26 protein-coding genes and 1 pseudogene are annotated in these 25,941 nt (G+C 38.3%); 19 read left to right on the forward strand and 8 right to left on the reverse strand.

All coding sequences use genetic code 11. From position 1 onward, the window contains the following. The first annotated feature begins 93 nt into the window (after positions 1 to 93). The 9 genes and pseudogenes from HCH28_RS09235 to HCH28_RS09275 form a co-directional block, all read left to right on the forward strand. Entirely contained in the window at positions 94 to 684 is a 591-nt protein-coding gene (locus HCH28_RS09235; protein ID WP_221680703.1) for a phosphate propanoyltransferase, read from the forward strand. Between the two features lie 12 nt (positions 685 to 696). Continuing rightward, complete coding sequence (locus HCH28_RS09240; RefSeq protein ID WP_009370493.1) at positions 697 to 1,566, forward strand: phosphate propanoyltransferase; 870 nt, start codon at positions 697 to 699, stop codon at positions 1,564 to 1,566. Positions 1,567 to 1,602: 36 nt separating this feature from the next. Beyond that, entirely contained in the window at positions 1,603 to 1,887 is a 285-nt protein-coding gene (locus HCH28_RS09245) for a EutN/CcmL family microcompartment protein (RefSeq protein ID WP_004269324.1), read from the forward strand. Beyond that, on the forward strand, positions 1,880 to 2,248 hold the full coding sequence (locus HCH28_RS09250; RefSeq protein ID WP_221680704.1) for a BMC domain-containing protein: 369 nt from the start codon (positions 1,880 to 1,882) through the stop codon (positions 2,246 to 2,248). Before HCH28_RS09245 ends, HCH28_RS09250 begins: the two co-directional genes overlap by 8 nt. Next, positions 2,248 to 3,195 (forward strand): malate dehydrogenase, encoded by a 948-nt coding sequence (gene mdh / locus HCH28_RS09255; protein ID WP_004269326.1) that lies wholly within the window; start codon positions 2,248 to 2,250, stop codon positions 3,193 to 3,195. The genes HCH28_RS09250 and mdh overlap by 1 nt, the downstream gene beginning before the upstream one ends. Positions 3,196 to 3,462: 267 nt before the next feature. Beyond that, the gene (locus HCH28_RS09260; protein ID WP_221680705.1) at positions 3,463 to 4,557 is read left to right on the forward strand and encodes a helix-turn-helix domain-containing protein; all 1,095 of its coding nucleotides are present in this window, start codon (positions 3,463 to 3,465) and stop codon (positions 4,555 to 4,557) included. A 76-nt stretch (positions 4,558 to 4,633) separates the two neighbouring features. After that, the gene (locus HCH28_RS09265; RefSeq protein WP_221680706.1) at positions 4,634 to 6,130 is read left to right on the forward strand and encodes a carboxypeptidase M32; all 1,497 of its coding nucleotides are present in this window, start codon (positions 4,634 to 4,636) and stop codon (positions 6,128 to 6,130) included. Between the two features lie 352 nt (positions 6,131 to 6,482). After that, the gene (locus HCH28_RS09270; RefSeq protein ID WP_054550783.1) at positions 6,483 to 6,749 is read left to right on the forward strand and encodes a hypothetical protein; all 267 of its coding nucleotides are present in this window, start codon (positions 6,483 to 6,485) and stop codon (positions 6,747 to 6,749) included. A 528-nt stretch (positions 6,750 to 7,277) separates the two neighbouring features. Beyond that, positions 7,278 to 7,583: pseudogene (locus HCH28_RS09275) on the forward strand (carboxypeptidase M32); the annotation flags it as partial. Between the two features lie 64 nt (positions 7,584 to 7,647). On the opposite strand, the gene HCH28_RS09280 reads toward HCH28_RS09275, so the two are convergent. From HCH28_RS09280 to HCH28_RS09295, 4 genes are all read right to left on the reverse strand, one after another. Further along, positions 7,648 to 9,309, reverse strand: a complete 1,662-nt coding sequence (locus HCH28_RS09280; protein ID WP_221680707.1) for a b(o/a)3-type cytochrome-c oxidase subunit 1 — start codon at positions 9,307 to 9,309, stop codon at positions 7,648 to 7,650. Beyond that, on the reverse strand, positions 9,296 to 9,787 hold the full coding sequence (locus tag HCH28_RS09285; RefSeq protein ID WP_004269330.1) for a cupredoxin domain-containing protein: 492 nt from the start codon (positions 9,785 to 9,787) through the stop codon (positions 9,296 to 9,298). The genes HCH28_RS09280 and HCH28_RS09285 overlap by 14 nt, the downstream gene beginning before the upstream one ends. A 24-nt stretch (positions 9,788 to 9,811) precedes the next feature. Then, a complete protein-coding gene (locus tag HCH28_RS09290) occupies positions 9,812 to 9,982 on the reverse strand; it encodes a hypothetical protein (protein ID WP_175400755.1) in 171 nt (56 codons plus the stop codon). Between the two features lie 284 nt (positions 9,983 to 10,266). Next, a complete protein-coding gene (locus HCH28_RS09295; protein WP_004269332.1) occupies positions 10,267 to 10,728 on the reverse strand; it encodes a chemotaxis protein CheX in 462 nt (153 codons plus the stop codon). A 592-nt stretch (positions 10,729 to 11,320) separates the two neighbouring features. Here HCH28_RS09295 and pcp point away from each other — a divergent pair. Genes pcp through HCH28_RS09315 form a run of 4 tightly spaced genes read left to right on the forward strand, consistent with a single transcriptional unit; the run spans position 11,321 to position 14,215 of the window. After that, positions 11,321 to 11,935 carry a pyroglutamyl-peptidase I gene (pcp, locus tag HCH28_RS09300; RefSeq protein ID WP_221680708.1) on the forward strand — a complete coding sequence of 205 codons (615 nt, stop codon included), beginning with the start codon at positions 11,321 to 11,323 and terminating at the stop codon, positions 11,933 to 11,935. Further along, positions 11,919 to 12,614, forward strand: a complete 696-nt coding sequence (gene pxpB, locus HCH28_RS09305; RefSeq protein ID WP_221680709.1) for a 5-oxoprolinase subunit PxpB — start codon at positions 11,919 to 11,921, stop codon at positions 12,612 to 12,614. Before pcp ends, pxpB begins: the two co-directional genes overlap by 17 nt. A 3-nt stretch (positions 12,615 to 12,617) precedes the next feature. Then, positions 12,618 to 13,481 (forward strand): 5-oxoprolinase subunit C family protein, encoded by an 864-nt coding sequence (locus tag HCH28_RS09310; protein WP_205442542.1) that lies wholly within the window; start codon positions 12,618 to 12,620, stop codon positions 13,479 to 13,481. Continuing rightward, positions 13,481 to 14,215 (forward strand): 5-oxoprolinase subunit PxpA, encoded by a 735-nt coding sequence (locus HCH28_RS09315; RefSeq protein ID WP_370635367.1) that lies wholly within the window; start codon positions 13,481 to 13,483, stop codon positions 14,213 to 14,215. The genes HCH28_RS09310 and HCH28_RS09315 overlap by 1 nt, the downstream gene beginning before the upstream one ends. A 40-nt stretch (positions 14,216 to 14,255) precedes the next feature. On the opposite strand, the gene HCH28_RS25405 is transcribed toward HCH28_RS09315, so the two are convergent. After that, entirely contained in the window at positions 14,256 to 14,576 is a 321-nt protein-coding gene (locus HCH28_RS25405; RefSeq protein WP_221680711.1) for a DUF4183 domain-containing protein, read from the reverse strand. Between the two features lie 24 nt (positions 14,577 to 14,600). Next, positions 14,601 to 15,023 carry a DUF4183 domain-containing protein gene (locus tag HCH28_RS09325; protein ID WP_221680712.1) on the reverse strand — a complete coding sequence of 141 codons (423 nt, stop codon included), beginning with the start codon at positions 15,021 to 15,023 and terminating at the stop codon, positions 14,601 to 14,603. A gap of 243 nt (positions 15,024 to 15,266) precedes the next feature. Between HCH28_RS09325 and HCH28_RS09330 the strand changes: the two genes are divergently transcribed. The 6 genes from HCH28_RS09330 (at position 15,267) to HCH28_RS09355 (ending at position 24,249) form a co-directional block, all read left to right on the forward strand. Further along, complete coding sequence (locus tag HCH28_RS09330) at positions 15,267 to 18,878, forward strand: dynamin family protein (RefSeq protein WP_221680713.1); 3,612 nt, start codon at positions 15,267 to 15,269, stop codon at positions 18,876 to 18,878. Between the two features lie 10 nt (positions 18,879 to 18,888). Beyond that, positions 18,889 to 19,698: a sulfurtransferase gene (locus HCH28_RS09335; RefSeq protein ID WP_221680714.1), complete on the forward strand. Its 810-nt coding sequence runs from the start codon at positions 18,889 to 18,891 to the stop codon at positions 19,696 to 19,698. Positions 19,699 to 20,109: 411 nt separating this feature from the next. Beyond that, positions 20,110 to 21,207, forward strand: a complete 1,098-nt coding sequence (locus HCH28_RS24995; protein WP_255601007.1) for a hypothetical protein — start codon at positions 20,110 to 20,112, stop codon at positions 21,205 to 21,207. Beyond that, entirely contained in the window at positions 21,200 to 21,754 is a 555-nt protein-coding gene (locus HCH28_RS09345) for a hypothetical protein (RefSeq protein ID WP_221680715.1), read from the forward strand. Before HCH28_RS24995 ends, HCH28_RS09345 begins: the two co-directional genes overlap by 8 nt. Before the next feature lie 54 nt (positions 21,755 to 21,808). Then, complete coding sequence (locus tag HCH28_RS09350) at positions 21,809 to 22,639, forward strand: MBL fold metallo-hydrolase (protein WP_221680716.1); 831 nt, start codon at positions 21,809 to 21,811, stop codon at positions 22,637 to 22,639. A gap of 407 nt (positions 22,640 to 23,046) precedes the next feature. Beyond that, positions 23,047 to 24,249 (forward strand): NAD(P)-dependent malic enzyme, encoded by a 1,203-nt coding sequence (locus HCH28_RS09355; protein WP_004269353.1) that lies wholly within the window; start codon positions 23,047 to 23,049, stop codon positions 24,247 to 24,249. Positions 24,250 to 24,348: 99 nt separating this feature from the next. Here HCH28_RS09355 and HCH28_RS09360 read toward each other — a convergent pair whose 3' ends face one another. Together HCH28_RS09360 and HCH28_RS09365 are read right to left on the reverse strand one after the other, a co-directional pair. After that, positions 24,349 to 25,002 (reverse strand): Yip1 family protein, encoded by a 654-nt coding sequence (locus HCH28_RS09360; protein WP_221680717.1) that lies wholly within the window; start codon positions 25,000 to 25,002, stop codon positions 24,349 to 24,351. 146 nt (positions 25,003 to 25,148) lie between these two features. Then, positions 25,149 to 25,835, reverse strand: coding sequence for a phosphoribosylaminoimidazolesuccinocarboxamide synthase (locus HCH28_RS09365; RefSeq protein WP_004269355.1), 687 nt, complete (start codon positions 25,833 to 25,835; stop codon positions 25,149 to 25,151). Positions 25,836 to 25,941 lie beyond the last annotated feature (106 nt).

Genomic DNA, 25,941 nt, shown 5'->3' on the forward strand with positions numbered 1-25,941 from the left:
AACTACCATTTATAGAGGAGAGCTGGATCTATCTTTAGAACAGCTCTCACCTTGTCCAGATAAGATCATCAACAAAATAAAGAGGTGGCTAACATGACAACAGCAACAAAAACTTTTCCAGTGGCCATTTCGGCGCGTCATATCCATCTAAGTGAAGCGGATTTACAAGCACTTTTTGGTCCCAATGCAACCCTAACGAAAGATTTCGACTTATCACAGCCAGGGCAATTTGCTGCAAAAGAGCGCGTCTCTATTGAGGGACCCAAAGGTGTTATTCATAATGTCCGTGTCCTTGGACCTGTAAGACCAGCAACCCAAGTAGAGGTAAGCCGCACTGATGCCATGAAGCTAGGAGTGACACCACCTTTACGTCAATCAGGTGATATTGACAATTCTGCGGGCATTAAAATACTTTCTCAAGACAAAGAAATAGAGATCCAGCAGGGAGTCATCATTGCACAGGCGCATATTCATATGACTGAGGAAGATGCCAAAGAATTGGAAGTACGAAATAATGAATTAGTTTCAGTGGAAGTTGTAAGTGATAGACCTGTCACTTTCCGAGGTGTCGTTGTACGTGTTTCCAATGATTTTAGTCTGGAAATGCACATTGATACGGATGAAGCAAATGCTGGTTTTATTGAACAGCAGGCACAGGGTAAATTAATAAAAGTATCATCGTAAGGAGGAGGCAAGATGCAAGAAAATTTAGTGCAAAAAATTGTGGAAGAAGTTCTGCAGCAGGTCTTAAAAAATCAATCTTCCCCTCCACATGACGGTAAAATCCCGATTGGTGTATCTGCCCGCCATGTCCATCTTGCACAAGCAGAAGTGGAACAGCTCTTTGGTGAAAATTATCAGCTCACACCAAAATTTGAGCTTTCACAGCCAGGGCAATTTGCTGCGGAAGAAACTGTAGTAATTGCAGGTCCAAAAGGGTCAATTGAGCGAGTGCGTATTCTTGGTCCCGCTCGTTCCTTATCCCAAGTGGAAGTAAGCTGGACAGATGCTATGAAATTAGGTCTGAAGCCACCATTAAGAATTTCTGGTGATATACAAGGTTCCAGTCCTGTTACATTAATTGGTCCAAAGGGAAGTGTTGTGTTAAATGAAGGACTCATTATTGCACAGGCACATATTCATATGTCCCCAGCGGATAGTGCGAGATTCCAAGTCGTAGATGGGCAATCTGTCCAAATTAAGGTAGAAGGTATTCGCCCAATTATTTTATCGAATGTGGTTATCCGTGTTTCAGAGCGTTATCGCTTAGAAATGCATATTGATACAGATGAAGCAAATGCAGGGTTAATTCAACAAGGAACGCTTGCAGAAATCGTGCATCATCAAGTAAGTGAACCTATGATCACTGTGAAAGAGCAGTCGCCAGTCGTACAGAAAGTAGAGCAACCGTCCGTCTATCATTATGACAAAAAGCTACTTTCACAAATAGAAGTGCTCGATATCGATGCACAAGAAATTGTCGTTCCAAAGAAAACCATTGTGACAGCATTGGCTTATGATAAGCTGCGAGAGTTAAATAAAACATTAACGATTCGTTCAGAGTAGTAAGACAATGTGTGTCGCATAAAGAGGGTGAAGTTCATGCAAATGGGAAGAGTGATAGGCAGTGTATGGGCAACACGCAAGGAGGAGGGGCTGAATGGTTTAAAGCTACTAATCATTCAACCTATTGATTCCAATCAACAGCCGATTCGCACAGAAATGGTTGCAGCTGATCGTATAGGAGCGGGTATTGGTGATGATGTCCTGATTACAAGTGGTGGGTCATCTCGCTATATTATGAAAGATAATCCGTTACCGATTGATGCAGTTGTCATTGGTATTATTGATTCTACGGAAGTAATGAGAGGTGAGGACAATGAGTAGCGCAATTGGAATGATTGAAACAAAAGGATTAGTTGGTTCTTATGAAGCTGCTGATGCGATGATTAAAGCGTCAGATGTCACAATCGTCAAACAAGAATTTGTAGATGGTGGTATCGTGACGATTGTCGTGAAGGGTGACGTAGGTTCTGTACAAGCCGCAGTAGAGGCTGGAAAAGCAGCCGCTATGCGTGTTGGTGAATTATTAGGCGCTCACGTCATTCCGAGACCTGATGAAGATGTCTTTAAAATGATTAAAGGACCAGAAGCACCAAAGAAAAAGGCTGTTTCTGCACCAGCAGCAACGCGTGCTAAAAAAACAACAGAAACAACATCGTCGACAGATAATCGAGGTGAGGCATAATGGCATTTCGTAAAAATAAAATCGCTGTTATTGGAGCAGGTCACACTGGCTCCACACTGAGTTTATTTTTAGCACAGAAAGAATTAGGTGATGTAGTGCTTGTTGATATTCCAGAAGCCGAGAACCCAACAAAAGGGAAAGCTTTGGATTTACTACAAACAGGCCCCATCGAAAAATTCAATGTGTCCATTAAAGGCACGAGTCAATATGAAGATATCGCTGGCGCGGATATTGTTGTCATTACAGCAGGTATTCCACGTAAACCAGGGATGAGTCGGGATGACTTAGTCACAACAAATGCTAAAATCATTCAACAGGTTTCAAGACAAATTAAACACTATGCTCCAAATAGTATTGTTGTTGTGTTGAGTAATCCTGTTGATGCCATGACGTATGTATGTCATAAGGAAACAGGCTTTGCCAAAAATCGTATCATTGGTCAATCTGGTGTGTTAGATACAGCTCGCTTCAACACGTTTGTGGCGCAGGAGCTTCACATTGCACCAGAGGATGTATCAGGCTTCGTCCTAGGAGGACATGGCGATGAAATGGTACCATTAATCCGTTATTCCTATGCAGGCGGTATTCCATTAGAGAAACTAATTCCTCAGGAACGACTACAGCAAATCGTGGAGCGTACGCGTAAAGGCGGTGGTGAAATTGTTGGCTTACTAGGTAATGGTAGTGCCTACTATGCACCAGCCGCAGCGTGTGCCCAAATGGTTGAAATTATTATCAAAGATCAACGGAAAATTATCCCCTCTATTGCCCTATTAGAAGGAGAATATGGGTACCACGATCTCTTTTTAGGGGTACCAACTATTTTAGGTGGCAATGGCATCGAATCTGTCATCGAATTGCACCTAACAAATGAAGAACAAGCAGCCCTTCAGCACTCTGCAGAGGCTGTGAAACAGGTAATTGCTATTTGCCAAAACATTGAATAGAGTAAACAGACTCTATTTTTCAATGGATCGAAAGGATCCCCAACTTTCTTTCCAATAAAACTTCATGATAGCTCAAAAAATGTTTGATTGGAAACCGAACATGACTTGAAGGCTAGTATAAATCCCCAATTATATAGAAAGCTCTCCTCTATTTATGAGAGCAGAAGCTGTAGCAGACTTTAAAGTTTGCTGCAGTTTTTTTCATTCACAACTTATATCATAAAAATCATTATCGCTTCTACTATAATTTAATTAGGAGGGATGTGGATGAACAACATTGTACAGGAGATGATAGATTGGATTGAGCGTCACCTATCAGAAGGATTTTCATTAGAGCAATTAGGAAAGGATATGGGCTATTCTCCTTATTACTGTTCTTTTAAATTCCATCAGACGACCGGGATGACGATTAAAAAATATAGATCACTACGTAAAATTTATCTTTCTACTATTGCATTAAAAGATCCACAAAAGAAAATAATCGACATCGCCTTTCACTACGGCTTTTCATCACAGGAATCCTTTTCTAGAGCTTTTAAAAGGTACTTTGGTATAAGTCCGAATGATTACAGAAAGTCTCCTCAACCTTTACAAACCTTTGTAAAGTTGAGATTACAGGAGGATGGAGGATGGTTGACGATGGATATTTCTCAGAAATTAAAAATTGAAGCATTACAAGAGAAGATGAATGCGCAATACGATGAAGAGCTATTGAATGTATTAAATGGTCAAATGATGTATGAGGAGTTCGCAAAACAACAATTAATGGGCAACAGTGATTACGTTCCTTTCAATGAAGCGATGTGTGCGAATCCAACGATTAGTCCGATTTTCAGTGAAGAATTTAATAAACTGCGTGCTATAGGGCATGAGGTGTCTTTACAGCAATATGAGCAGGTGACATTGAAGCCGTTGAAGCCATTGTTAACAAATGACTATGAATGTATTGTTTTATGGTTTGGAGATGATATGTTTTGTCAGATGAATTTATTGACCGTCCTTGCTTTCTTAGAGCAACAAAGGTACCAAGGCAAAGTCTATTATTATATGGTCAAGGAAATGACCTATGATGTGGAAGAAACAGAGATAGAACTTGGACCGTATGGGGAGGTCTATCAAGAGGTATTGTTGCACCATCGTTTGCCCAAGACAACGCTTATACCTGTCATGTATCAGGGCATTCAATTATTTTTCAGTTATTTAAATGAAGAGTATGAGATCACTACGTTTATAAAAAAACACCTCAATCTATCTCAAAATGACCTGTTAAAGCAATTGTTTTCCCTATTTCCACACTATGGATTAGGGGATAGACAATACATCAAAATAATAGAGAAGTTAAAAAATGAATATTCTGAATAATTATCCTAGAAAGTCCGCAATATACAAAATTTTCGAAAATATGATAAACTTATAACGTGAAAAGGAGGATGAATGCATGACTGTTCAACAATTTATAGACTATGTGAAGAAAATGCAGCATTATGAGGAAGCGCTCAATGTGATTTATTGGGATATGCGGACGGGTGCACCGAAAAAGGGGTTAGCACAACGTTCTGAGGTAATTGGTACATTATCAGCCTCCTTATTTGATATGCAGACTAGTGAAGAACTAGGAGAGCTTTTAGCAGCATTAGAGGCACAAAAAGCTGATCTTGACTATGTAACACTACGTTTAGTAGAAGAAGTAAGAAAGAATTACGATCAAAATAAAAAAATCCCTGCGAATGAATACAAAGAATTCGTCATTCTTCAATCGAAGGCAGAAACGGCTTGGGAAGAAGCGAAGGCGACGAATAATTTTGCTCTATTCCTACCATACCTAGAAGAAATCATACAATGGCAGAAAAAATTCATTCAATATTGGGGCATTAAAAATGGATCTCCATACAATACATTACTAGATTTATATGAGCCAGATATGACAACAGATGTCGTAGATCAAGTATTTGGTGAATTACGAGAGTCTATTGTGACGCTTGTTCAAAAAATTGCTCATTCATCGAATAAACCCGATACTACCATCTTATTTAAGCATTTCCCGCGTGAGGCACAGCGTGAATTATCGTTAGAATTGCTTGCTCAGCTCGGCTATGACTTCGATGCTGGTCGCTTGGATGAAAGTGTCCACCCATTCATGATTGGCTTAAACTATGGTGATGCGCGTATTACGACGAAATATGATGAAAGTGATTTCCGTTCAGCTATTTTTGGCACGATTCATGAGTGTGGTCATGCGATGTATGAGCAAAATATTGATGAAAAACTTGCAGGTCTGCCATTAGCTACTGGTACATCGATGGGGATTCATGAATCACAATCATTATTTTATGAAAACTTTGTCGGCAGAAATGAAAAGTTCTGGGAGCATAACTACGAGCGTCTTCAGCACTTCTCACCCGCTCAATTTGGTGATGTGGCGTTAGCAGATTTTTTACGTGCCATCAATATGGTAGAACCATCATTGATTCGCATTGAAGCAGATGAACTAACATATCCATTACATATCATGATTCGCTATGAAATTGAACGTGACCTGTTCAATGGGGATTTACAGGCGAAGGATCTACCACAGGTATGGAATGATAAATATGAGGAATATTTAGGTATTCGTCCTGAGACAGATGCACAGGGAGTACTACAAGACATGCATTGGTCAGGTGGCATGTTTGGCTATTTCCCATCCTATGCATTAGGAATGATCTATGCAGCGCAGTGGAAGCATGCGATGGACAAGGATATTCCTAATTTTGATGAATTACTAGAAAAAGGTGAGTTACTGCCAATTCGAGAGTGGCTAACAGAGAAAGTACATCAATACGGTGCGCTGAAAAAGCCGTTCGCGCTATTACAAGAGGCTACAGGGGAAGGCTTAAATGCTAAGTACCTAGCAGATTATTTACAAGAAAAATATACAAAGCTTTATCGGCTATAGAAAAACAAGCGATTTCTCTAAAATGAGAAATCGCTTGTTGCTTTGAAAATATTCTTACCAAAGCTTAAAGCCTTTGAGCCCGTGGTGAATTTGAAATAATTTCGAAGATTGGAATTGTGTAAGCTAATATAAATAAGGCTACTAAAATTACAAGTCAAGATTTAAAGTAAGCTACATTTCATGTTACATCAATATTTTTTATATAATGTTCAACATTATAAAGAGTCATTTTTAAATTGAACTATTGTGTTAAACAATCTGGCCAGATTGTTGAGTAAATATTTACTTATGTATGATGAACCGTATATAGTTTTTACTTTTTTGACCAATTAAAAATTTAGGGGTGATTATGGTGACACTTAAATGGTTGTGGATATTGGTTATTGCATTTTGCGTACTAGAATGGATTTCAATCCCATTCATAAGTGCATTTACAGGAAAATTGTATCAAGTAGTTGATGGTGTATTAATAATTACTTTTATTATTTATCCATTATTTTTCTTGACTACTCTTTTATTATTACAAAAGGGGAATAAAAAAATTGGTGCAGTAATTTTGCTTATTCCACTAATTGTGTATGCCCCCGTGTTAATAAGTCTTCAAACGTTGGTTAAATAATGAATTACTAATTGAGTTAACGTAGAGCTTTGTACAACAAGAGTTTCAAAAATTATCGAACTTTAAAAAATTTAATCTATGCCATTCAATAAGAGCAAGCTTTGAACAATCATTTTTTCAAAATTTGCTCTTTAGTTTTGTTCTCATATCAAGGTTGATATCGTTAATTTAATCAAACTTTATTACAAATCAAATCTACATCAAGAAGCATTTGGGTATTTACGTTAGAATACGATTAAGTTTGTGAAGTAATGGACTTAAACTCGCAGGGTAGTTTAATACAAAAATTTCATGATATTATAAGAAATATATCAGCAAATTGAGACTAGGGATGATTAAATTTGCTGAAGGATTATTAGGTTTAGACTTAATGAAAACATGGGTGAATATCTGTTGTGAGTGGGAAAATCTAGTTGAATGATGTTTAAAATTCTTAATTGAAGGAACTCTTATTAATTGTTCTTTAGTCTAGTATCACATTAATTTTCTATTTGAATTTTATTAGAATTAATCTATAAATTGGTAAATTCAGGTATACTACAAGACATGCATTGGTCAGGTGGTATGTTTGGCTATTTTCCATCCTATGCATTAGGAATGATCTATGCCGCGCAATGGAAGCATGCGATGGACAAGGATATTCCTAATTTTGATGAATTACTAGAAAAGGGAGAGCTACTGCCAATTCGAGAGTGGCTAACTGATAAAGTTCATCAATATGGAGCATTGAAAAAGCCGTTTGAATTGCTGAAAGAAGCGACAGGGGAAGGCTTAAATGCCAAGTATCTGGCAGACTACTTACAAGAAAAATATACAAAGCTATATCAATTATAAAGTGAAAAAAGCGATTTCTCGTTATTGAGAAATCGCTTTTTTATAGGAAGATGCGTTTGGATGCTTACCACAATTGATAGCCTTTGGAGCCGGCAGGTGAGTTCGAAATAATATCGATAATTGGTACTGTGTAAGCGAATAAAATTAAGGCTACTAAAATAACAAGCCAGATTTTAAAGTTTTCTAAAATAGCTGGTGTCGGACCGCTAAGCTCATGTACGTCACCTACAGGGAATTCTTCGTCACCTTTAGGTGCGAACCAAGCAAGTTTCACGACGATATAAATGATCACTAGGATGGCGATAAAGAGGATTGTTCCACCCACAGCTTGCGCGATTTGATAAGGAATCCAATCGTAAGCCTGCTGAGCGCCACCATATTCTGAGTAATCTGAGCGACGAGGTGCGCCAAACAGACCAGCAATATGCATTGCTGAAGACATAATCGTCATACCAGTACCCCATAAGATACCAGCGAAATTACTAAGATTATTTAAAGACTTCGAAAGTGTACGACCTGTTAAATGTGGAATTAACCAGAATGCCGCACCGAAGTAAGTTAAAACAACAGCTGTTGCAATCGTTAAATGGAAATGCCCTGTAACCCAAATGGTATTATGAATTAATTGATTCATTTGATAAGAGGCATTGACAATACCGCCTGCACCCCCTGGAATAAATGACACCATACCGATAAATGGTACGAAGAAACGAGCATCCTTCCAAGGTAATTTTTTAAACCAACCAAATAGTCCTTTGCCACCTAATTCACGTCCACGTAACTCGAACATGGCAAACATCGAGAAGGCTGTCATTAGAGAAGGCACGATTACAGCAAATGTTAAAACAACTTGAATGAACTTCCATGTACCATCAATACCAGGCTCTGTTAACTGATGGTGAATCCCAACAGGAATAGAGAAGAGTAAGAACAGCATAAACGAAAGTCTTGCTAAAGAATCGGAGAAAATTTTTCCGCCAATTACTTTTGGAATAATCACGTACCAAACCATATAGGCAGGTAATAACCAGAAGTATACGAGTGCATGGCCAAAATACCAGAAAAGTGTACGTGATAATGCCACATCGACACGTTCAATTAAACCTAAGGACCATGGTAATAATTGAATTAAAACAGAGGCTGCCACACCAAGCGTTGCCACGAACCACATTAAATTATTAACAACTACCATAAATGATAGTAACGGGCTACGTTGTCCACTCGCTTTATTTTCTTTGCGCCACTGGACATAACGTAATATTTGACCTGCGCCGCCAACCCAAGAACCAACAACGACTAATGTAAGACCTAAATAGAAAATCCAATGTGCCTTTAATGGTGCATAGAATGTATAAAGAACAGTTGCTTTATTCAATAACACCATCGTTGCGGCAGCAGCTGTCCCGATAGTCATTAACCAGAAACCAATCCAGCCAAGTCTTCTCTGAGTATCAGTGAATGTACCAGATGTTCGACTTACACTTGCAATTTGGAAGCCGTAAATAAAGAATGTAGTTAATATAAGACCGAGTAATACACCATGAACTGTTAATACTTGATAATAACCAATGCCTGCTGGTAATGTAAATTGACCAGAACGTACAAAAACCTGTAATAAACCTGCAAGACCACCTAATAACAATGCGATAAATGCCACGTAAATATGTGCCATTGCTAGCTTTGCATCTCGACGATCCACTTTTGTCATTGAATTAGTGTGACTCATTTGAATCCACCACCTTTAGCATAGAGTGCATCATCGTATGTCCTGTACCACAATACTCATTACATACGATTAAAAACTCGCCAACCTTATTGACTTCTGTCACATATTCCGAAATATAGCCAGGCTCAAGCATCATATTGATATTCGTACCTGCAACCTCAAAACCATGCATAACATCCTCGCTTGTTGCGATAAATTTCACTTTTGCACCAAGTGGAACCTCAATTTGTGGAGGATTATAATTGAATGCAGAAGCAACTACTACCACTTCGTAATCCCAATCCTTACCTTCAACCTTATGGACACCTGGATTATCAAAAGGTGCTGTCTCTTTCACTTTCTCGTAATCTAGTGTTTTTTTACCATTGTTTGGATGAGAGCCTTGATGAAATGCTCCGATACCGAGAATGATCAGGAATGCCACTAAAGTGGTAACTCCAAAAACAAGCCAGTATTTCTCATACTTATGTATGTGCATATGTTTCTGTCCCTTCTTCGTAGATTAAAACCGTCCAATGAACAAATCGAAGCAGTACACCCAAAGTAAAATGATGATAATACCTACTCCAAAAACTGCATAGAGTGAACCTTTTAAATTTTCATCTGACTTCTTTTTATTTGCCATTTTTGCTCCTCCTACGCTTTTTATTGTTGTGTTTCTTACTGTCATCATATAAAAATCTCCTACATTTTGATGTGAAAAAAATCACACTTCTAGGGGAATTATGTGAAAAAAGTGTGAAGAATTTAAGAGAGAAAAAAAACAAGCCATCTCAAAAGTCATTGAGATGGCTTGTTTAATGATTATAATTAACTTTTTTTAATAAAAATAATAGATTTTAAGGAAGGAGAACTGTCCTTCTTATTTCTTTTGGGCAAACGGTAAGTCTTACAAATAAATGCTGAAAGTCTTGCATACAATGTCTTATTTGGAACAGACTTAAAACCTATTAAGCTCTATTCCGCTTCTTCTTCAATTGTTAATAGAACTGTTAGGGCACCGACGCTTGGGACCGAAACTGGGAGTGCAAAGGCCTTTTCAAAGCCATATAATTTTGTATTGCCCACCATCACCGTTGGCGGAGTGATATCAATTTCTAAGCTTTCTTGCCCAACAGCTGTACATAAATTTCCTGCAATCATGTTACCAAATTCCCCTGTAAAGGATTCTAGCATTTCTCCTTCAAGCGGCATACCGAACATGGTACTACCGATCCCGCTGAACACTTCGGGAGAGGAGTCAATGATGACGCGTCCCTTTAAATCTCCGATTAAGCCAATTAATACGCCCATTTGTTGTTGTTGAAAGGGTTCAGAAATAATACTAGGCGACTTTACTTCTATATCCATAGGAAGAATGGTTTTTAAAGCGTGAATTGTCCCGTTTAAAATAGTTTGAAAGTACTTCGAATTACTCATCATTACCGCATCCTTTTTCCGACTTTTCTACATCTTACCATGTAAAAAGGGTAAGATGAAAGTATGTCTTGACGAATTCACATGAAATTTATAATATATTAATGAGAATGATTTTCAAATTCAATGTAAACGTCTGAAAACTTAACGAAAAATAACGAAGAAGGAGCGGTTCGCAATGACATTCGTATTGATTGGAGCAGCTGTCGTGATCTATATTGGAGTTGGAAAATACGTCATGAACCAGGCAACTGCACATTTGAAATAAGAGCTAAACAAAAGAGTATGAAGCTGCTGTGCTTCATACTCTTTTTCATGATGTTAAGAAAGAAAATAGATGTGCAGAAAAGGGCTTTAGCAAGTGTCCATTTTCACTTACCCTCCAGGATCTTATCTGTAACACTCATCGCCTATGAGTGACACGGTCTCCTCTGCAATCAACCAAGTTACAAAAGTTTCTCCATAGTATATAGGAGGGAAAAGAATCGGCTCTTTTTTTACATGTTTTTGTTCAAGGGAAATATTTGTTTTTTCAGAAATCTATTGTAAAATGAAGCAAACCTTTAAGATTATTTAAAGAAATTAGGTGACAAATATGACAAAAATATTAGTAACAGGGTTTGAGCCATTTCTTGATTATAAAATAAATCCAACGATGCAAATTGTGAAAGCATTAAATGGAAAGAAGATAGATAGCTATGATATCGTCGGACGAATTCTATCTGTAGATTTTCAGCAATCAGCGGAGCAATTAAAACAACATATAGAAGAAGTGAAACCACAAATCATTATTTCATTAGGATTAGCTGGAGGACGTTTTAAAGTGACACCCGAGCGCATTGCTATTAATGTGAAAGACGGAGAGCCTGATAATAATGGCTATACACCAGTTGATGAGCGCATCCATGAGGAGGGGGCAGATGCTTATCTAACAAACTTACCGATTCGCAGTATGGTAAATCGTTTGCATGCAGAAGGATATCCAGCGGAAATCTCCAATACAGCGGGTACATACTTATGTAATAACATTATGTATGAGGGGCTTGCTTATGCGCAGCAACATGAAGGGGTTCGTGCTGGCTTTATTCATATTCCAGCATCATTTGAGCTGGCAATCCAACATGGCAAAATTCCAGGCTGGAGTATCGGAGATTTGATAGCTGCGGTACAGCTTTGTATTGAGGAGACGGCACGTGCAACCAATCATTGATTTTCCGCATTCCATGTGGATTAGTCAACATACTATTCGTTTTGCATTCAAAGAGGTAATTTCCCACTCAAACTTTCACGCGGTCCAAGCGTTCAATCGATTTCTGAAACAGCAGCTACAGCATAACCTAGTCGAAAGTGTTGCAAGCTACCACACTGTGACAGCTTATATTAAACAAAAAATAGATGTTGAACGTTTAAGGATGCAGTGGCTTGAGATGCAAGCCTCCACAACCATTGACGAAGGAACGAATCGACTTTTAAAAATACCCGTCTGCTATGATGAGGAATTTGCCTTAGATCGCAAGCGCGTAATGAATTTCACAGGATTACCTTTTGAGGACATTAAAACATTGCATATGTCCAAAAGCTATTATGTGTATTTAATCGGCTTTTTACCAGGGTTTCCATACTTAGGTGAGCTTGATTCTAAATTATTTGTGCCACGCTTACAGAAACCAAGGGCATCTGTATCAGCGAGTTCAGTTGGGATTGGGGGTGGACAAACGGGAATCTATCCTGTTGATTCACCTGGAGGCTGGAATATTATAGGGAAAACACCGTTTGATTTATTTGATGTTCATGGCAAAGAGCCATTTTTATTTGAACTTGGTGATGAAGTTCAGTTTTATGAAATAACCCAACAGCAATTTTGGGAAATGAAAAGCAAAGGAGTGTAGCAATTGAAGCCACTTCTGCTTGTAACAAAACAAGGGGTTTTTGGAAGCTTACAAGATAAAGGAAGGTTCGGCTATCGGGCATTTGGTATTCCGTTATCTGGACCAATGGATCACCGATCGTTTAATGCAGCTCAAAGAATCTTACATCACCATCATGATGAAACGTCTTTTGAAATGTTTGTAGGTGGTTTTGAATTTGAGGCGCTGGCTGATTGTGTTTATGTATTAACAGGAGGACATGGTACATGCTTGGTTAATCAAGTACCAATCGAAATGTGGAAAACATTCCATTTAACAAGGGGAGATAGATTATCTATCAAGAGTGTCCATCAAGGCTCTATTGTTTACTTAACTCCATTAGGAGGTTTTCGTACAAACGATGAGCTTGGTAGCCAATCCTACCTTCCGCTTGGGAATTTGGGAACATGCATTACAAAAGGAAGTATTTTATATGGGCAAGTATCACCATCTCTAAAAAATAATAGAGGGCTATATGCACCCTATCGTCCGCGTTTTGACAGTTCCATAACTGCTCGACTGTTTAAAGGACCTCATTTTCATTTATTTACAGAAAAAAGTCAGCAACAATTTTTACAAAATCCTTTTCAATTTATTGGCGGCAATCGTATGGGCTACTACATCAAAGGACCTGCCTTACAACTTCAGGAAATGAAGGATATTCTGTCAGAAGCTACACAGTTCGGAACAATCCAAGTGCCTCAAAGTGGTGATCCCATTATCCTAATGGCTGATGCTCAAACAGTAGGAGGCTATCCTATTATTGCAACAGTTCATGAAGAAGATTTACATAAAGTAGCGCAAATGCGTATGTTTAACACAATTCACTTTGTACTGGAGGAAACATGATGTCAATTGATATCAATTGTGATCTAGGTGAAAGCCATGATGCTTTTATAACGGGTAAGGATGAAGAACTATTAGACTATGTAACGTCCATCAACATTGCATGCGGCTATCATGCGGGACATCATTCAATCATGCATCAAATCGTACGTAGCGCCATTCGTAAAAACGTTCACATTGGTGCGCATCCAGGCTATCCAGATCGAGAGGGGTTTGGTCGCCGTAACATGGAATGTAGCTCAGGTGAAATTTACGATATGATGGTTTATCAAATTGGTGCCTTACAAGCATTTGTGGAGATTGAAAATGGTACGCTTCATCATGTTAAACCACATGGCGCACTTTATAATCAATGCGCGAATGACCATGAAAAAGCGTTGGCTGTAGTCAATGCAGTGTATGATCTTAATCCACAGCTTATTTTATATGCCTTATCTGGTAGCCTCATCGTAGAGATTGCTAGAGACAAAGGGCTTCAAGTATATGAGGAGGTTTTTTCGGATCGACGCTATAACAATGACGGCACTTTAGTGAACAGACAGGAACCAAATGCCTTAATACAATCGGAAGAAGAAATGCTAGTGCATGTAAAAGGTATTTTGACTGCTAATGAAGTGTTGTCGGTCCAGTCCAAAAAAATTAAAGTTGCAGTCCAAACCTTATGTATACATGGAGATGGCCCACATGCACTAGACTATGCGAAAAAAATTGCAGGTCTCAAAAAGCGATTACAATAAAATGTAAAAATGGATGCCCTAAACAAGGCATCCATTTTATTTAGATTGTTGTCACTAGCTCCACAGCTTCTAGCACAATTGGCGTACCAGCAGAAAGAGTACCTGTGACAGTATTGAACGTTATTTCAGTTGTAGAAACTGTATAGGCACCACCCTCCTGTAGAACACCATTGATATATAAGTTATAGTAACCATTTGCGACTTCCGGGAATGCTGTTGCTGCTGTACCGCTATCATTTAAAAACGTTGTTGCAGCGACTGTTGTGCCATCTGCAATGGCAAGGGGTGCAGCTAAGACGTTAAAAAATCTTGTAGAAGTACCTGTTACATTGACGTGAATATTAATAATGGAAAGTGCCACCCGATTCACCTCCTTTCATTTCCTTTATTTTGTTGTAAAGCCTAGCGATTCAATAATGATGGGTGTTCCTCTATACAATGTGGCATTATAGGGTACGAGTGTCAGGGAGGCTGGGGTTACCGTATAAATGCCGCCTTCCTGCATCACTGCATTAATATAAAGGTTAACGTAACCATTGGGTGAAAAAATTGTAAACTCAGTAACGGAATTTGCTTCATCATTCCAAAAGAGATCGGCTGGAAGAGTTGCCCCATTAGATAGATCAAGATCAGCTGTAACGATATAAAAATATCGGTGGATTGTTGGGATAATCATACCTTCAGGGACTATTTCAGGAGGATTAATGGGTATTCCGTTTGTTGCTTTTATACGGGGCCAGATAAATCGCTCCTCACAGTTACATGAACAATATTTTTCAATGATTTGATGAGACTTAGGATTTATCATATGGCATCACACTCCCTTCATAAAAAAATAACTTTGCCCCGAATATGCTTACTATAAAATATGAAGAAAAAATAAAAAGAACTAGTTGACCATCTATCATTTGGCATAGATTTTTTGTATAAACATGTTTTTCTAAGGATGGAAACGTTGGCATATATGCTTTAAATTAGTGTTATACTTTGCTAGTTGAATAAGGTAGAATACTAATTATGAATAATTAATGAAAAAGGGGTTACTGGTTTCATGAAAGATTTTGAACAACAATTGGAGGGGCTATTAAAGCAAGCCTCTTTGCAATACATAATTTATCAGCATAATGGTGATACAGAGCGCATGGATAAAACATCACTTTTTGCTCGAAAAATTCAGCAAAAAGAGTATGTGATTGGCTTTGCAGGCCATTTCTCTGCAGGGAAGTCCAGTATGATTAATGCGCTGTCTGGTGAAAATCTGCTGGCATCTAGTCCTATTCCAACAAGTGCAAACATCGTAAAAGTTCATAAATCAGAGGAAGACTATGCGATTGTTTATATGCACAATGAAAAGCCTGTAAAATTTGAGGCTGGCTATGATTTTAAAACAGTAAAAGAGCTAAGTAAAAATGGGGATTTAGTGTCACAAATTGAGATTGGACACAGTGCCTCTACACTACCACTAGGTGTCACTGTAATGGATACGCCAGGGGTAGACTCCACAGATGATGCGCACCGCATGTCAACGGAATCAGCATTACATATTGCCGATATCGTATTTTATACAATGGACTACAACCATGTGCAGTCGGAATTAAATTTCCAATTCACAAAGCAATTAATGAAATATAATCCAAATGTTTATTTAATTGTCAACATGATTGATAAGCATAAAGATAATGAATTGAGCTTCGAAGAATTTAAAGCAACTGTTCATCAATCCTTTGCAGCATGGGGTGTTGTACCGAAAGGTGTTTTCTTTACTTCATTAAGAGAGCCTGAGCATCCACATAATGATTTTGAGGCAGTTAAGAAAATTGTGATGGACAGTATGAATGATTGGCAGGAGCAGCTTGTACAAACAGCTACGAATACATTGCGTTTATTGCAAAGCGAGCATGACAATTATTTAATGGAAGAAAGACAGGATCGTTTGGCAATTGATGAAGAAATTTTAAGTGCGGATGACTGGGCACACCATCAGGATATTTTAGAGCAATACAATAAATTAAATCGTCAGGTTGAATTATTCTCAGTAGAAGCTTGGAACGAAACGTTTGAGGAGCAACGTAAGGAGCTGCTCGCTAATGCTGCAATTATGCCAGCTGATTTACGCGATCGCTTACGCCTTTATTTAGAAAGCATGCAGGAAGGTTTTAAAGTTGGGGGGCTCTTTACTGCAAAGAAAAAAACAGAGGAAGAGCGAAACCGACGCAAAGAAGAAGCGTATAGTGCCTATCAAAATGTGGTCCATGCACAAATCACGGGGCATTTAAAAGGTCTTATGAAAAAGGCATTGAAGGACGTTGGTGCATTAAATGAGGAACGTGCCGCAGCCATTGATGCCTATGTATTTGACTTACCTTTTTCATTGATTGAGCAGCAAGTTCAAACAGGCGCTATTTTAACAGGTGATGCTGTGTTAAACTTCGCTAACCGTATCGCAGAAGCAACAAAGCGCTACTTCATTCAGGAGACAGATAGCTGGAAAAATGCGCAAGCGACAACTCTTGAAGCTGTTGCAACAGAAACTGCCGCACCATCAAAATTAAAAATGGCGGGTATGCAGGACAAAGTAGATGCCATTAATGCGGTCCTTGAAATTGAAGGCTATCAGCAATATAGTGCAAGTACTATGCATCAAGCGAGCAATGAAATTCGTACAGTTGCCAATCAACAGCTTACTAATTGGGAACAATCATTTAAACAAGATTTAGCAGAAATTCGTTTATTTGACGAGTCTATGTTGCAGCCAAAAGAGCAAATCATCCAACAAGAGGAAGCTCAGCAAGCTACTAGTGCAACGACTCTACCAATCGATGGTGTGATTAACCGTGCACTTCATACTGCTAATGCAGTCAAAGAGGTGCAAGGCTTTGCCGAAGTAGCCCAATACCTTGAAAATAAAGTAGAACGACTACAGAAAAAAGATTTTACCATTGCATTGTTTGGCGCATTCAGTGCTGGGAAATCTTCCTTCTCGAACGCTTTAATGGGAGCCAAGGTGTTACCTGTATCACCAAACCCAACAACTGCGGCCATCAATAAAATTCGTCCAGTTACACCTGAACATCCACATGAAACAGCGGATGTACAGCTTAAAACTGCTGAACAAATGCTAGAGGATATTCAAGGCTCCTATGCGGCGATTGGTTTGTCTGTATCGACATTGGAGGAAGCCTATAATCGTGCTGATGAAGGGCTTGCAGTTCAGTTAACGGACGAACGTTTAAATGTTCATAAATCATTTATTCGTGCCTATAAAGAAGGCTATCCAACCTTTAAGTCTGAGTTTGGTTCTATCCTTCGCGTAGACCGTGAAGAGTTTGAAAAATTTGTAGCACAAGAAAATAAATCTTGCTTTGTTGACAATATCGACTTCTATTATGATAGCCCATTAACACGTATGGGCGTGACACTTGTTGACACGCCAGGAGCTGACTCTATTAATGCCCGCCATACAGGCGTAGCATTTGAATATATTCGTAATGCTGATGCCATCTTATTTATTACGTACTATAATCATGCCTTTGCCAAAGCTGACCGAGAGTTTTTAATACAACTTGGTCGTGTGAAGGATGCATTTGAGCTAGATAAAATGTTCTTTATTGTCAATGCAATTGATTTGGCAACAACGGATGAAGAACAGGAAGATGTAAAAGGCTATGTACGCTCAGAGTTACAACGCTTTGGCATTCGCTTCCCGAGACTATATGGGGTATCTAGTCTTTTAGCGTTGGAAGAAAAGGTAGAAGGTGCCGATTTAACATCAGGTATGCCACCATTTGAAAAAGACTTCCATACATTCTTAAATGATGAGTTGAGTGCATTAGCCGTTCAAGCTCTTGCAGAGGAAGTTGATAAAACGGAGCAACGTTTGGCGGATTTAATTGCCCAAACAGAGGAAAACTTAAAACGTAAAGATGAGCGACTAGAGGAATTAACAACACTTGAACAACATATTCAATCGAAGTACAGTGTACTGAATACGAGCATGTTAGAGAGTGAAACAAAACAGGAGCTTGATGAGCTACTTTATTATGTTCTTCAACGTGTTTATTATCGTTACCCTGAGTTCTTTAAGGAAGGCTACAATCCTTCTACCTTTGCTGCAATGCCAGCACAACAAGCATTGGAGCATGCATTAAAAGAAGTGATGCAAAGCTTGCGTTTTGATTTTACTCAAGAAATGCGTGTAACAAACTTCCGTTTATCGCAGTTCATTAGCAAAAAGATGCAACAACGTTTTAAAGATGAAGTACGCGAATTGAAAGAGTTAAATCGAAGCTTCTCATTCCTAGCCTTTGAATCTTCTGAGCCAAATTTATTGGATTTTGAAGGACCGTTTGCGGATATTTCCAAATATGCTAGCGTAAAATCTCATTTCCGCAATCAAAAAGCTTTCTTTGAAAAGAACGAAAAAGTGAAGCTAAGTGAGGCACTAGAAGCCGTAACAAAACCCGATGCACAAGATTATTTAGATGCACAGAAAGTTTCCCTCATGACATGGGCGATTACGTTTATTGCAGAGGAAGCCGAAAAATTACGTTACTATATTTATCATCAAGCGCTTGAACAAATTGACACAGAAAGATTAGCCTTACAAGAAGAGAGTCGTTTAGCTTCTTGGAAAGCGATTTACGCACAATTACAATACGCATGAGGTGATTCCAATGGGAAAAGTATTCAAATCAGTGGATGAAATTCAACTTGATGGTGTCCGTTTTATCGATGCTCGTTACGATCTTCAGGACAAAGAGGCTGGCAAAAAGGCATTCGAGGAAGGTCATGCTACTGGTGCTATCTATATTGATTTAGAACAGCAGTTATCGGATATGGACAGTAAAGACGGTCGTCATCCGATGCCAAGCAAAGAAAAATTGGCATCCGTTTTTCAAGAACTAGGATTACGCTATGAAGATCAGATTGTAGTTTATGACCAAGGAGCAGCTCCATTTGCCCCACGCGCCTGGTGGATGCTAACCTATGCTGGTTTCCCAAATGTAGTGATTGTCAACGGAGGTGCCCCAGCACTAGAGGCGAAAATTCCTTTTACCAAGGATATTATTAAATATCCCCCAACCATCATTGAGTTTGATTGGAAAGATGAGCTTTATGCACCACGCCAAGCCGTAAAAGCCATTGTGGATGGAGAGGTGAAAGCCACTTTACTCGATGCGCGTGCTGCTGCAAGGTACCGAGGAGAAGTAGAGCCATTGGATAAAGTAGCAGGTCATATCCCAACTGCGAAAAACTTTGACTGGGAGCAGTTGAAGTCAAATGGTCAACTAAAGGCAAATGATGCATTACGTCAAAAAGTTTCACCTGATGAGCAGGTTGTTGTTTACTGTGGCAGCGGCGTAACCGCCTCTCCTCTTTATGCTGTGTTAGCAGATGAAGGCTATGACAACATCCAATTATATGTAGGTAGCTTCAGTGATTGGATTACAGAATATGACGTGGAAAAAGGCACAAACGAATAAAAAGAAACGCTCACTTCGGTGGGCGTTTTTTTATATAGTGCGGTGGATATAGCGTAAAGTAGAGGTTAGAATTTAATGTAGCGGATAACCTCTTCAGATTGGCGGATAAGGAAGAAAAAGTGGAGGATAGAACGTTAAAAGTGACTGATAAAATTTCATGTAGCGGAAACCTGCTCAAAGTGGTGGATAAGAATGAAAAAATGAAGGATAGCCCTTTGAAAGTAGTGGATAGAATTTAATCCCTGAAGAACTTCCTGAGAGGTGGGTGTTGGAGGATATGATAATGAAGCTTTATTGAGATTCTATCATGATTATACATTGCCTCAGGTGGCTTAAGTATTGCAGCGGAAATTAGGGACGACCAAAACCATTTTATAAATTAAAGCAGGCACTGGAACAGGAGGGGGAAGGGTGAACGATCTAAAAAAGCAGATGGATCTAATAGACATTCCAGAATCGTTACATCAGCGTAGTCAACAAGGCATTGAACAAGCAAAAAAAGAGCAGTACAAAACTAAGAGCTGGGTGCCCAAGATTGCTGTAACACTTGCGGCGGGTGGATTTGTGGCATTAATGAAGGGTGAACAGCACTTAGATAATGCTCGGGCTAGTGCGTTAATGTCACAATTAGATAATTTACCTCCGCCGATGTATTGGATTTTGGCTATTTTATGCGTATTCATCATACTATTCATCTCTAGAAAAAAGCTTAATCAGAAAAAGACAATTGGTGTTGCCATAGTTTCGATTCTACTGATCGGTAACAGTACGATTTTTTTACAACATCAATTAAGAAAACCAGTTGTGGTGCCTACAATAATTGAAGTTACGGATAGCTCACAGAATGCTTTAGAGATACGCTATATTACAAACAAGTATGACCATCGATATGTGAAATATTTGCAGGCAGAAGATGTGCAATTACCAATAGTATACGATCAAATGGAGCAAGAGAATTTAGTAAATGGTTTTTATTATCCATTCGATACTTCGCAAGATTTACTCTATCAAAATGTTCGATTAGCTTTTTTTCAGCTTGATTTAAACACGATGAAAAAAGTGATGGCAAGTGAGACTGTTTATCTTTTACTAAATGACGGGATGAAATTGCCTGCCCCAATTCATTTTACGAGGGAAATCTTCATTGATGAAAAACAGATCATGAATAATAGCTATAGTCAGTCACAACATGATTCGGAACAAATCATTTCATTTATCCTTCAACAGGATGCTATTTTTGATGCATTTTATGTTCCCGCTGCATTAGAGGGTAAGATACTATTGAAAGAATGGAGATTAAACGATCAGCGTTACACAGCAAGTGATTTTCCTTTTTCAGTGACGAAAGGTCAACGCTTGGAGATAACTATTCAATTGAAGGAAGCCCCCTTAGATATCAATACATCCATAGGTTTTAGTGGCCCGGATGGTTATTTAACTAAAAGATTATATTCACAAGCGTATTTTACGACAAATTTGGTGAAAAAGGTGCGTGAAAACAATGAGTGAATCTACACAACAGGTAAAACTTTTACAATGGTTAGCAGTGGCGCTCTTTTTTCAATTGATCTATTTAAATGTTTTTAAATACGCTAATCTTGTACAAGATATCCTTGTTTATGGGGCCTATTTAAAAAGTCTTTCGTTCTATAAAGAAAAGGCACCTATCAAAACATATATGGCCTGCGCTCTGATGATAACCTTGATGAGTACCATCTTTTCTTTCCATCTTCTCTTTTATTGGAGTACGGTTTTAATTCAAGGAATTGAATTGCTGATTATAATGGAATTTGGAAAAATTTTATTATGCATTGAACAAAAACACGATGTACAGGGTACAACTACAAGAGTGATGAAAAAATATATAGCGATATCCTTTGCCGTCATTATTAGTTGGACACTATTGATGAATGTTACAAGTGATTGGCAGATGGGATTATTGTTCCTGGGCGCATTGCTTTTATTGGCTGTAAATTTACGGTTATTTCTTCATGTGTTAGCACTTCGTAAACATGTAAAAAGCAAATCCTTTGTTGTTACCTACTTACAAAAATGACTCACCATTCATTTTATGCTACACTTTTTGTACAAGGGGCAAAGGGGGAGCAGGATGTTTAAACGGGAGAAAAGTATCGAGATTCAGCAGCATCGCGGTGTACAATGTGCGCATGGGAAAGTTGCGGTTCAGGGGGTTGGTATGAGTGTGTACAGCTTTTTTGTGGATGGGTTACTGATTGATACAGGTTCCTACTCACTGTCGCAGGAATTTCAAACCTTTTTTAAGGATATACCGATAGAGCAATTGGCATTAACACATTCACATGAGGATCATGCTGGAAATGCAGCGTGGATTCAACATCATAAGAATGTACCTATTTATATTCATCGTGATTCAGTCAATCTTTGTGCTGAGGATGGAGAATATCCACTCTATCGTCAGGCATTGTGGGGGGAACGACCAGCGTTTGTTGCCCAACCATTTGGTCAAACATTACAAACGAACGCAGCAACATGGGATGTCATTGAAACACCTGGACATACAGCAGATCACCTTTCTTTTTACAATCGAGAAACAGGCGCTATGTTTACAGGAGATTTGTTTATCCAGCCAAAGACGAAGGTTGTGCTTGATGAAGAAAATATTGTCCATACCCTGGCGTCTTTGAGGAAAATAGTAAACTATGATTTCGATGTCGTCTATTGCTGTCATGCAGGCTTTATAGAGGATGGTCGAACGAAAATACAAGAAAAAATTGCTTATTTGGAAGACATGCAAGGAAAAGTGAAACAATTATTTATGCAAGGTTACTCTGTTGAAGAAATCACCAAAACAATTTTTCCTCGTGATTATCCGATTACAAAAGTTTCGGGAGAGCAATGGTCTTCCAAGCATATCATTACGGCCTTTATTAATCATTTTACCGAAGAGTCCTATATATAGGGCTCTTTTTTTGGCTTGTTAAGAATTTCACAAATACTTTGATCTGTATAATAAAAAACTTTGTGAAAAAATGTGAATAAATTGTGACGAAGTCAATCAGGGCAATGGATGCGCTTACAAAAGTTTGTGAAAAAATTCTCATTTACATAAGAAAAATACTATGTGAAAAGTTGAACAGGCTAAATGGCTCTATGTGTACACTTTATAATGTGTTAACAATTGCATTAATTATCTTAAAATAATTGATTGTGAAACGTTTAATTTGACAGAAAAATGTAATGAAAGTCATTAAACATTGAACTATTGAAGTTAAAAATAAATTGACAGAAAATTCGTTGACTATATTTTCACAAAGTATTATGATTCTGAAATATAATAAAAAACCAAAGGGAAAAGGATGGGATAGAATGGACGTAATGAAAAAGGCATTAGAAATGCATGCACACTATAGTGGGAAATTAGAGGTGAGCTCAAAAGTACCTGTACAAGATTCCTATGATCTTAGCTTAGCTTATTCACCAGGGGTAGCAGCGCCATGTGTGGAAATTGAGAAAAATCCTTCGCTTGTGTACGACTATACAATGAAGGGGAATATGGTAGCTGTTGTATCTGATGGGACAGCAGTTTTAGGGTTAGGAGATATCGGCCCGAAAGCTGCCTTACCTGTAATGGAAGGGAAGGCGATTTTACTAAAGCGTTTTGCCAATGTTGATGCTTTTCCAATATGCTTAGATACAAAAAATACGGATGAAATCGTCAGCATTGTGAAGGCGCTTGCCCCGACATTTGGTGCGGTAAACTTAGAGGATATTTCAGCACCAAGATGCTTTGAAATTGAGGATCGCCTACGTCAAGAATGTGATATTCCAGTTTTTCATGATGATCAGCATGGAACAGCGATTGTTGTAGGAGCAGCGATGATTAATGCCAATCGTATTGTGAAAAAGGATGTAGCAACGATGAAGGTTGTGATTAATGGTGCTGGTGCTGCAGGCATTGCAATCTTACGTATACTTGTGCAAATGGGCTATAAGAATATTTATATGTGCGATACAAAAGGTATTATTTATGAGGGTCGTACAGAGGGGATGAACCCGATTAAAGAAGCGGTTGCTCATTTGACGAATCCAGAGAAGCAACATGGTACACTAGAGGATGCACTAACAGGTGCAGATGTCTTTATTGGAGTTTCTGTAGCCAATCTATTAACGGAGGCACATATTGCGTCCATGAATGAAAATCCAGTTGTCTTTGCCTTAGCTAATCCAAATCCTGAAATTACGTATGAAAATGCCAAAGCATGGGGGGTACGTGTGATGGGAACGGGACGTTCTGATTATCCAAATCAGATTAATAATGTTCTCGCATTCCCTGGTATTTTCCGTGGAGCTTTAGATGTGCGTGCTACGGATATTAATGAGTCAATGAAGCTAGCTGCTGTAGAAGCGATTGCCTCCCTTGTGAGTGATAAGGAACTAAAGGAAGAATATATTGTTCCTAAGTCTTTGGACGAACGCGTAGTGGCTATCGTCTCACGCGCAGTAAGTGGGGCAGCTGTTGAATCTGGCGTATCTGAGCTATTCCAGCAAAGTACAGCACTTTCTGTCTAATAAAATTAAAAAAGCAGATAGAGAAAAGTTTCAGGCTTTTTCTCTATCTGCTTTTATTATTATGCTGTATCAAGTTAACAAAGGCCTTATCTCAAGTTTTTAGACCATGCCAACACCAATAATTCCGATGAGTATGACAAAGAAAAGAACAAATAATACGATGAAGATAATAATGGCTGGAATAAAGATGGTGAAGAAAGCCATCCAGTTCGAAATTTGGTGTGCTTCAGCGACTACACCTACAGAAATAACAAATGACCAAATCGTCACAATGATGCTTACTAAAATAGTTGGCCAAAAAATCCACGGTAATGAACCCATAAAATTAGGATCCAATAATGAATCGGGTGAAGTCATTAACCAAATAATATAAAGTGGAATCAGTACGATATATGGGATTGCTGTTAAGCTTAACCCCTTAAATAAGTCCGAGTAAGTCCCAGTACCTTTAAATAATTTCCCGAATAGCCAAGAGATGAGTGCAGAAATAGCTGTGCCAATCACACCTGCGATTGGAGCAAAAATGACACATAATAGGACTAAAAGCCATGGCGAAAAATCAGGGAGAAATTCTGAATCAATTAATCCAGACATAAGAGAGCCAATATAACCAATAGACAAAACCAAAATTGCAAAGCCGATAGATTTTTCATTAATCATATAACGAGTCGTTTGCTTTGGATGCATCCAAACTGATAAAAATGGATTTAGTTTTGACCTTTCTTCTTTCGATGTCTCATTCAAGTTTTCCATCAAACTACCTCCAAAATAATAGAATAATTGCTTGTTACATATAGTTAATATACGAGTGAAGTAAAGAAAAGTTTCATGGAAAATAAAAATAAGCCCACACATAAAAAAAGAGTCGTAATTGTCGACTCTTTTTAAGGTTGTTTCTATTATTCAGCTAACATAATTTTCTCAAGTTCTAACGGCTCAATATATTGATCACCTTTGTAAGCACGCATATTACCGCCTGAAATTTCATCGATTAATAAAATTTCATTCGTTTTCGCATCGCGGCCGAATTCTAATTTAATGTCATAAAGCGTTAAGCCTTTTTTAGCAAGCTCTGCCGCTACAAATTTGGAAATTTCAATTGTACGTTGTTTTAAAATGGCGTATTCTTCATGAGTTAACAGGTTTAACATCGCTAAAGCATCTTCAGAAATTGGAGGATCTAAACGATCATCATCTTTGATTGTTACTTCTACAAAGGAGTCTAAATCTTGTCCTTCCTTTACATAGGCACCATAACGGCGTAGGAATGAACCAACTGCCTTAAAGCGGCAAATCACTTCTAAGCCATTACCGAAAACAGTTGCCGGTTTTACTGTCATTGTTGCATCTTCAAAGTTAGCATCAACGAAATGAGTAGGAACTCCTTGTTCGTTTAATTTTGAATAAAAATAAGAAGTTAAACGTAAACCAGCCAAGCCAGCCCCATCAATTGTTAAACCAACAGTATTTGCACCTGGATCAAACACGCCGTTTTCTCCTGTAACATCGTCTTTAAATTTTAATAAATAATGACCATCTTCTAATTTAAACACATTTTTTGTTTTACCTGTATACAATAATTCCACAAAAAACCCTCCAATATTTTTCATAGTACTCTAAAATTATAACACGAATGTTTTAAATATTTAATGATAAAAATGTTCGTTTAAAACGTTTATTTTAATGTTTTAT

Source organism: Lysinibacillus sp. K60 (genome assembly GCF_019731275.1).
Classification (GTDB): Bacteria; Bacillota; Bacilli; order Bacillales_A; family Planococcaceae; genus Lysinibacillus; species Lysinibacillus capsici.

Coding starts and splice junctions, on each gene's coding strand:
- HCH28_RS09235 (WP_221680703.1), top strand. CDS start 94: ATGACAACAGCAACAAAAACTTTTCCAGTGGCCATTTCGGCGCGTCAT.
- HCH28_RS09240 (WP_009370493.1), top strand. CDS start 697: ATGCAAGAAAATTTAGTGCAAAAAATTGTGGAAGAAGTTCTGCAGCAG.
- HCH28_RS09245 (WP_004269324.1), top strand. CDS start 1,603: ATGCAAATGGGAAGAGTGATAGGCAGTGTATGGGCAACACGCAAGGAG.
- HCH28_RS09250 (WP_221680704.1), top strand. CDS start 1,880: ATGAGTAGCGCAATTGGAATGATTGAAACAAAAGGATTAGTTGGTTCT.
- mdh (WP_004269326.1), top strand. CDS start 2,248: ATGGCATTTCGTAAAAATAAAATCGCTGTTATTGGAGCAGGTCACACT.
- HCH28_RS09260 (WP_221680705.1), top strand. CDS start 3,463: ATGAACAACATTGTACAGGAGATGATAGATTGGATTGAGCGTCACCTA.
- HCH28_RS09265 (WP_221680706.1), top strand. CDS start 4,634: ATGACTGTTCAACAATTTATAGACTATGTGAAGAAAATGCAGCATTAT.
- HCH28_RS09280 (WP_221680707.1), bottom strand. CDS start 9,309: ATGAGTCACACTAATTCAATGACAAAAGTGGATCGTCGAGATGCAAAG.
- HCH28_RS09285 (WP_004269330.1), bottom strand. CDS start 9,787: ATGCACATACATAAGTATGAGAAATACTGGCTTGTTTTTGGAGTTACC.
- HCH28_RS09290 (WP_175400755.1), bottom strand. CDS start 9,982: ATGATGACAGTAAGAAACACAACAATAAAAAGCGTAGGAGGAGCAAAA.
- HCH28_RS09295 (WP_004269332.1), bottom strand. CDS start 10,728: ATGAGTAATTCGAAGTACTTTCAAACTATTTTAAACGGGACAATTCAC.
- pcp (WP_221680708.1), top strand. CDS start 11,321: ATGACAAAAATATTAGTAACAGGGTTTGAGCCATTTCTTGATTATAAA.
- HCH28_RS09315 (WP_370635367.1), top strand. CDS start 13,481: ATGTCAATTGATATCAATTGTGATCTAGGTGAAAGCCATGATGCTTTT.
- HCH28_RS09325 (WP_221680712.1), bottom strand. CDS start 15,023: ATGATAAATCCTAAGTCTCATCAAATCATTGAAAAATATTGTTCATGT.
- HCH28_RS09330 (WP_221680713.1), top strand. CDS start 15,267: ATGAAAGATTTTGAACAACAATTGGAGGGGCTATTAAAGCAAGCCTCT.
- HCH28_RS09335 (WP_221680714.1), top strand. CDS start 18,889: ATGGGAAAAGTATTCAAATCAGTGGATGAAATTCAACTTGATGGTGTC.
- HCH28_RS09345 (WP_221680715.1), top strand. CDS start 21,200: ATGAGTGAATCTACACAACAGGTAAAACTTTTACAATGGTTAGCAGTG.
- HCH28_RS09350 (WP_221680716.1), top strand. CDS start 21,809: ATGTTTAAACGGGAGAAAAGTATCGAGATTCAGCAGCATCGCGGTGTA.
- HCH28_RS09355 (WP_004269353.1), top strand. CDS start 23,047: ATGGACGTAATGAAAAAGGCATTAGAAATGCATGCACACTATAGTGGG.
- HCH28_RS09360 (WP_221680717.1), bottom strand. CDS start 25,002: ATGGAAAACTTGAATGAGACATCGAAAGAAGAAAGGTCAAAACTAAAT.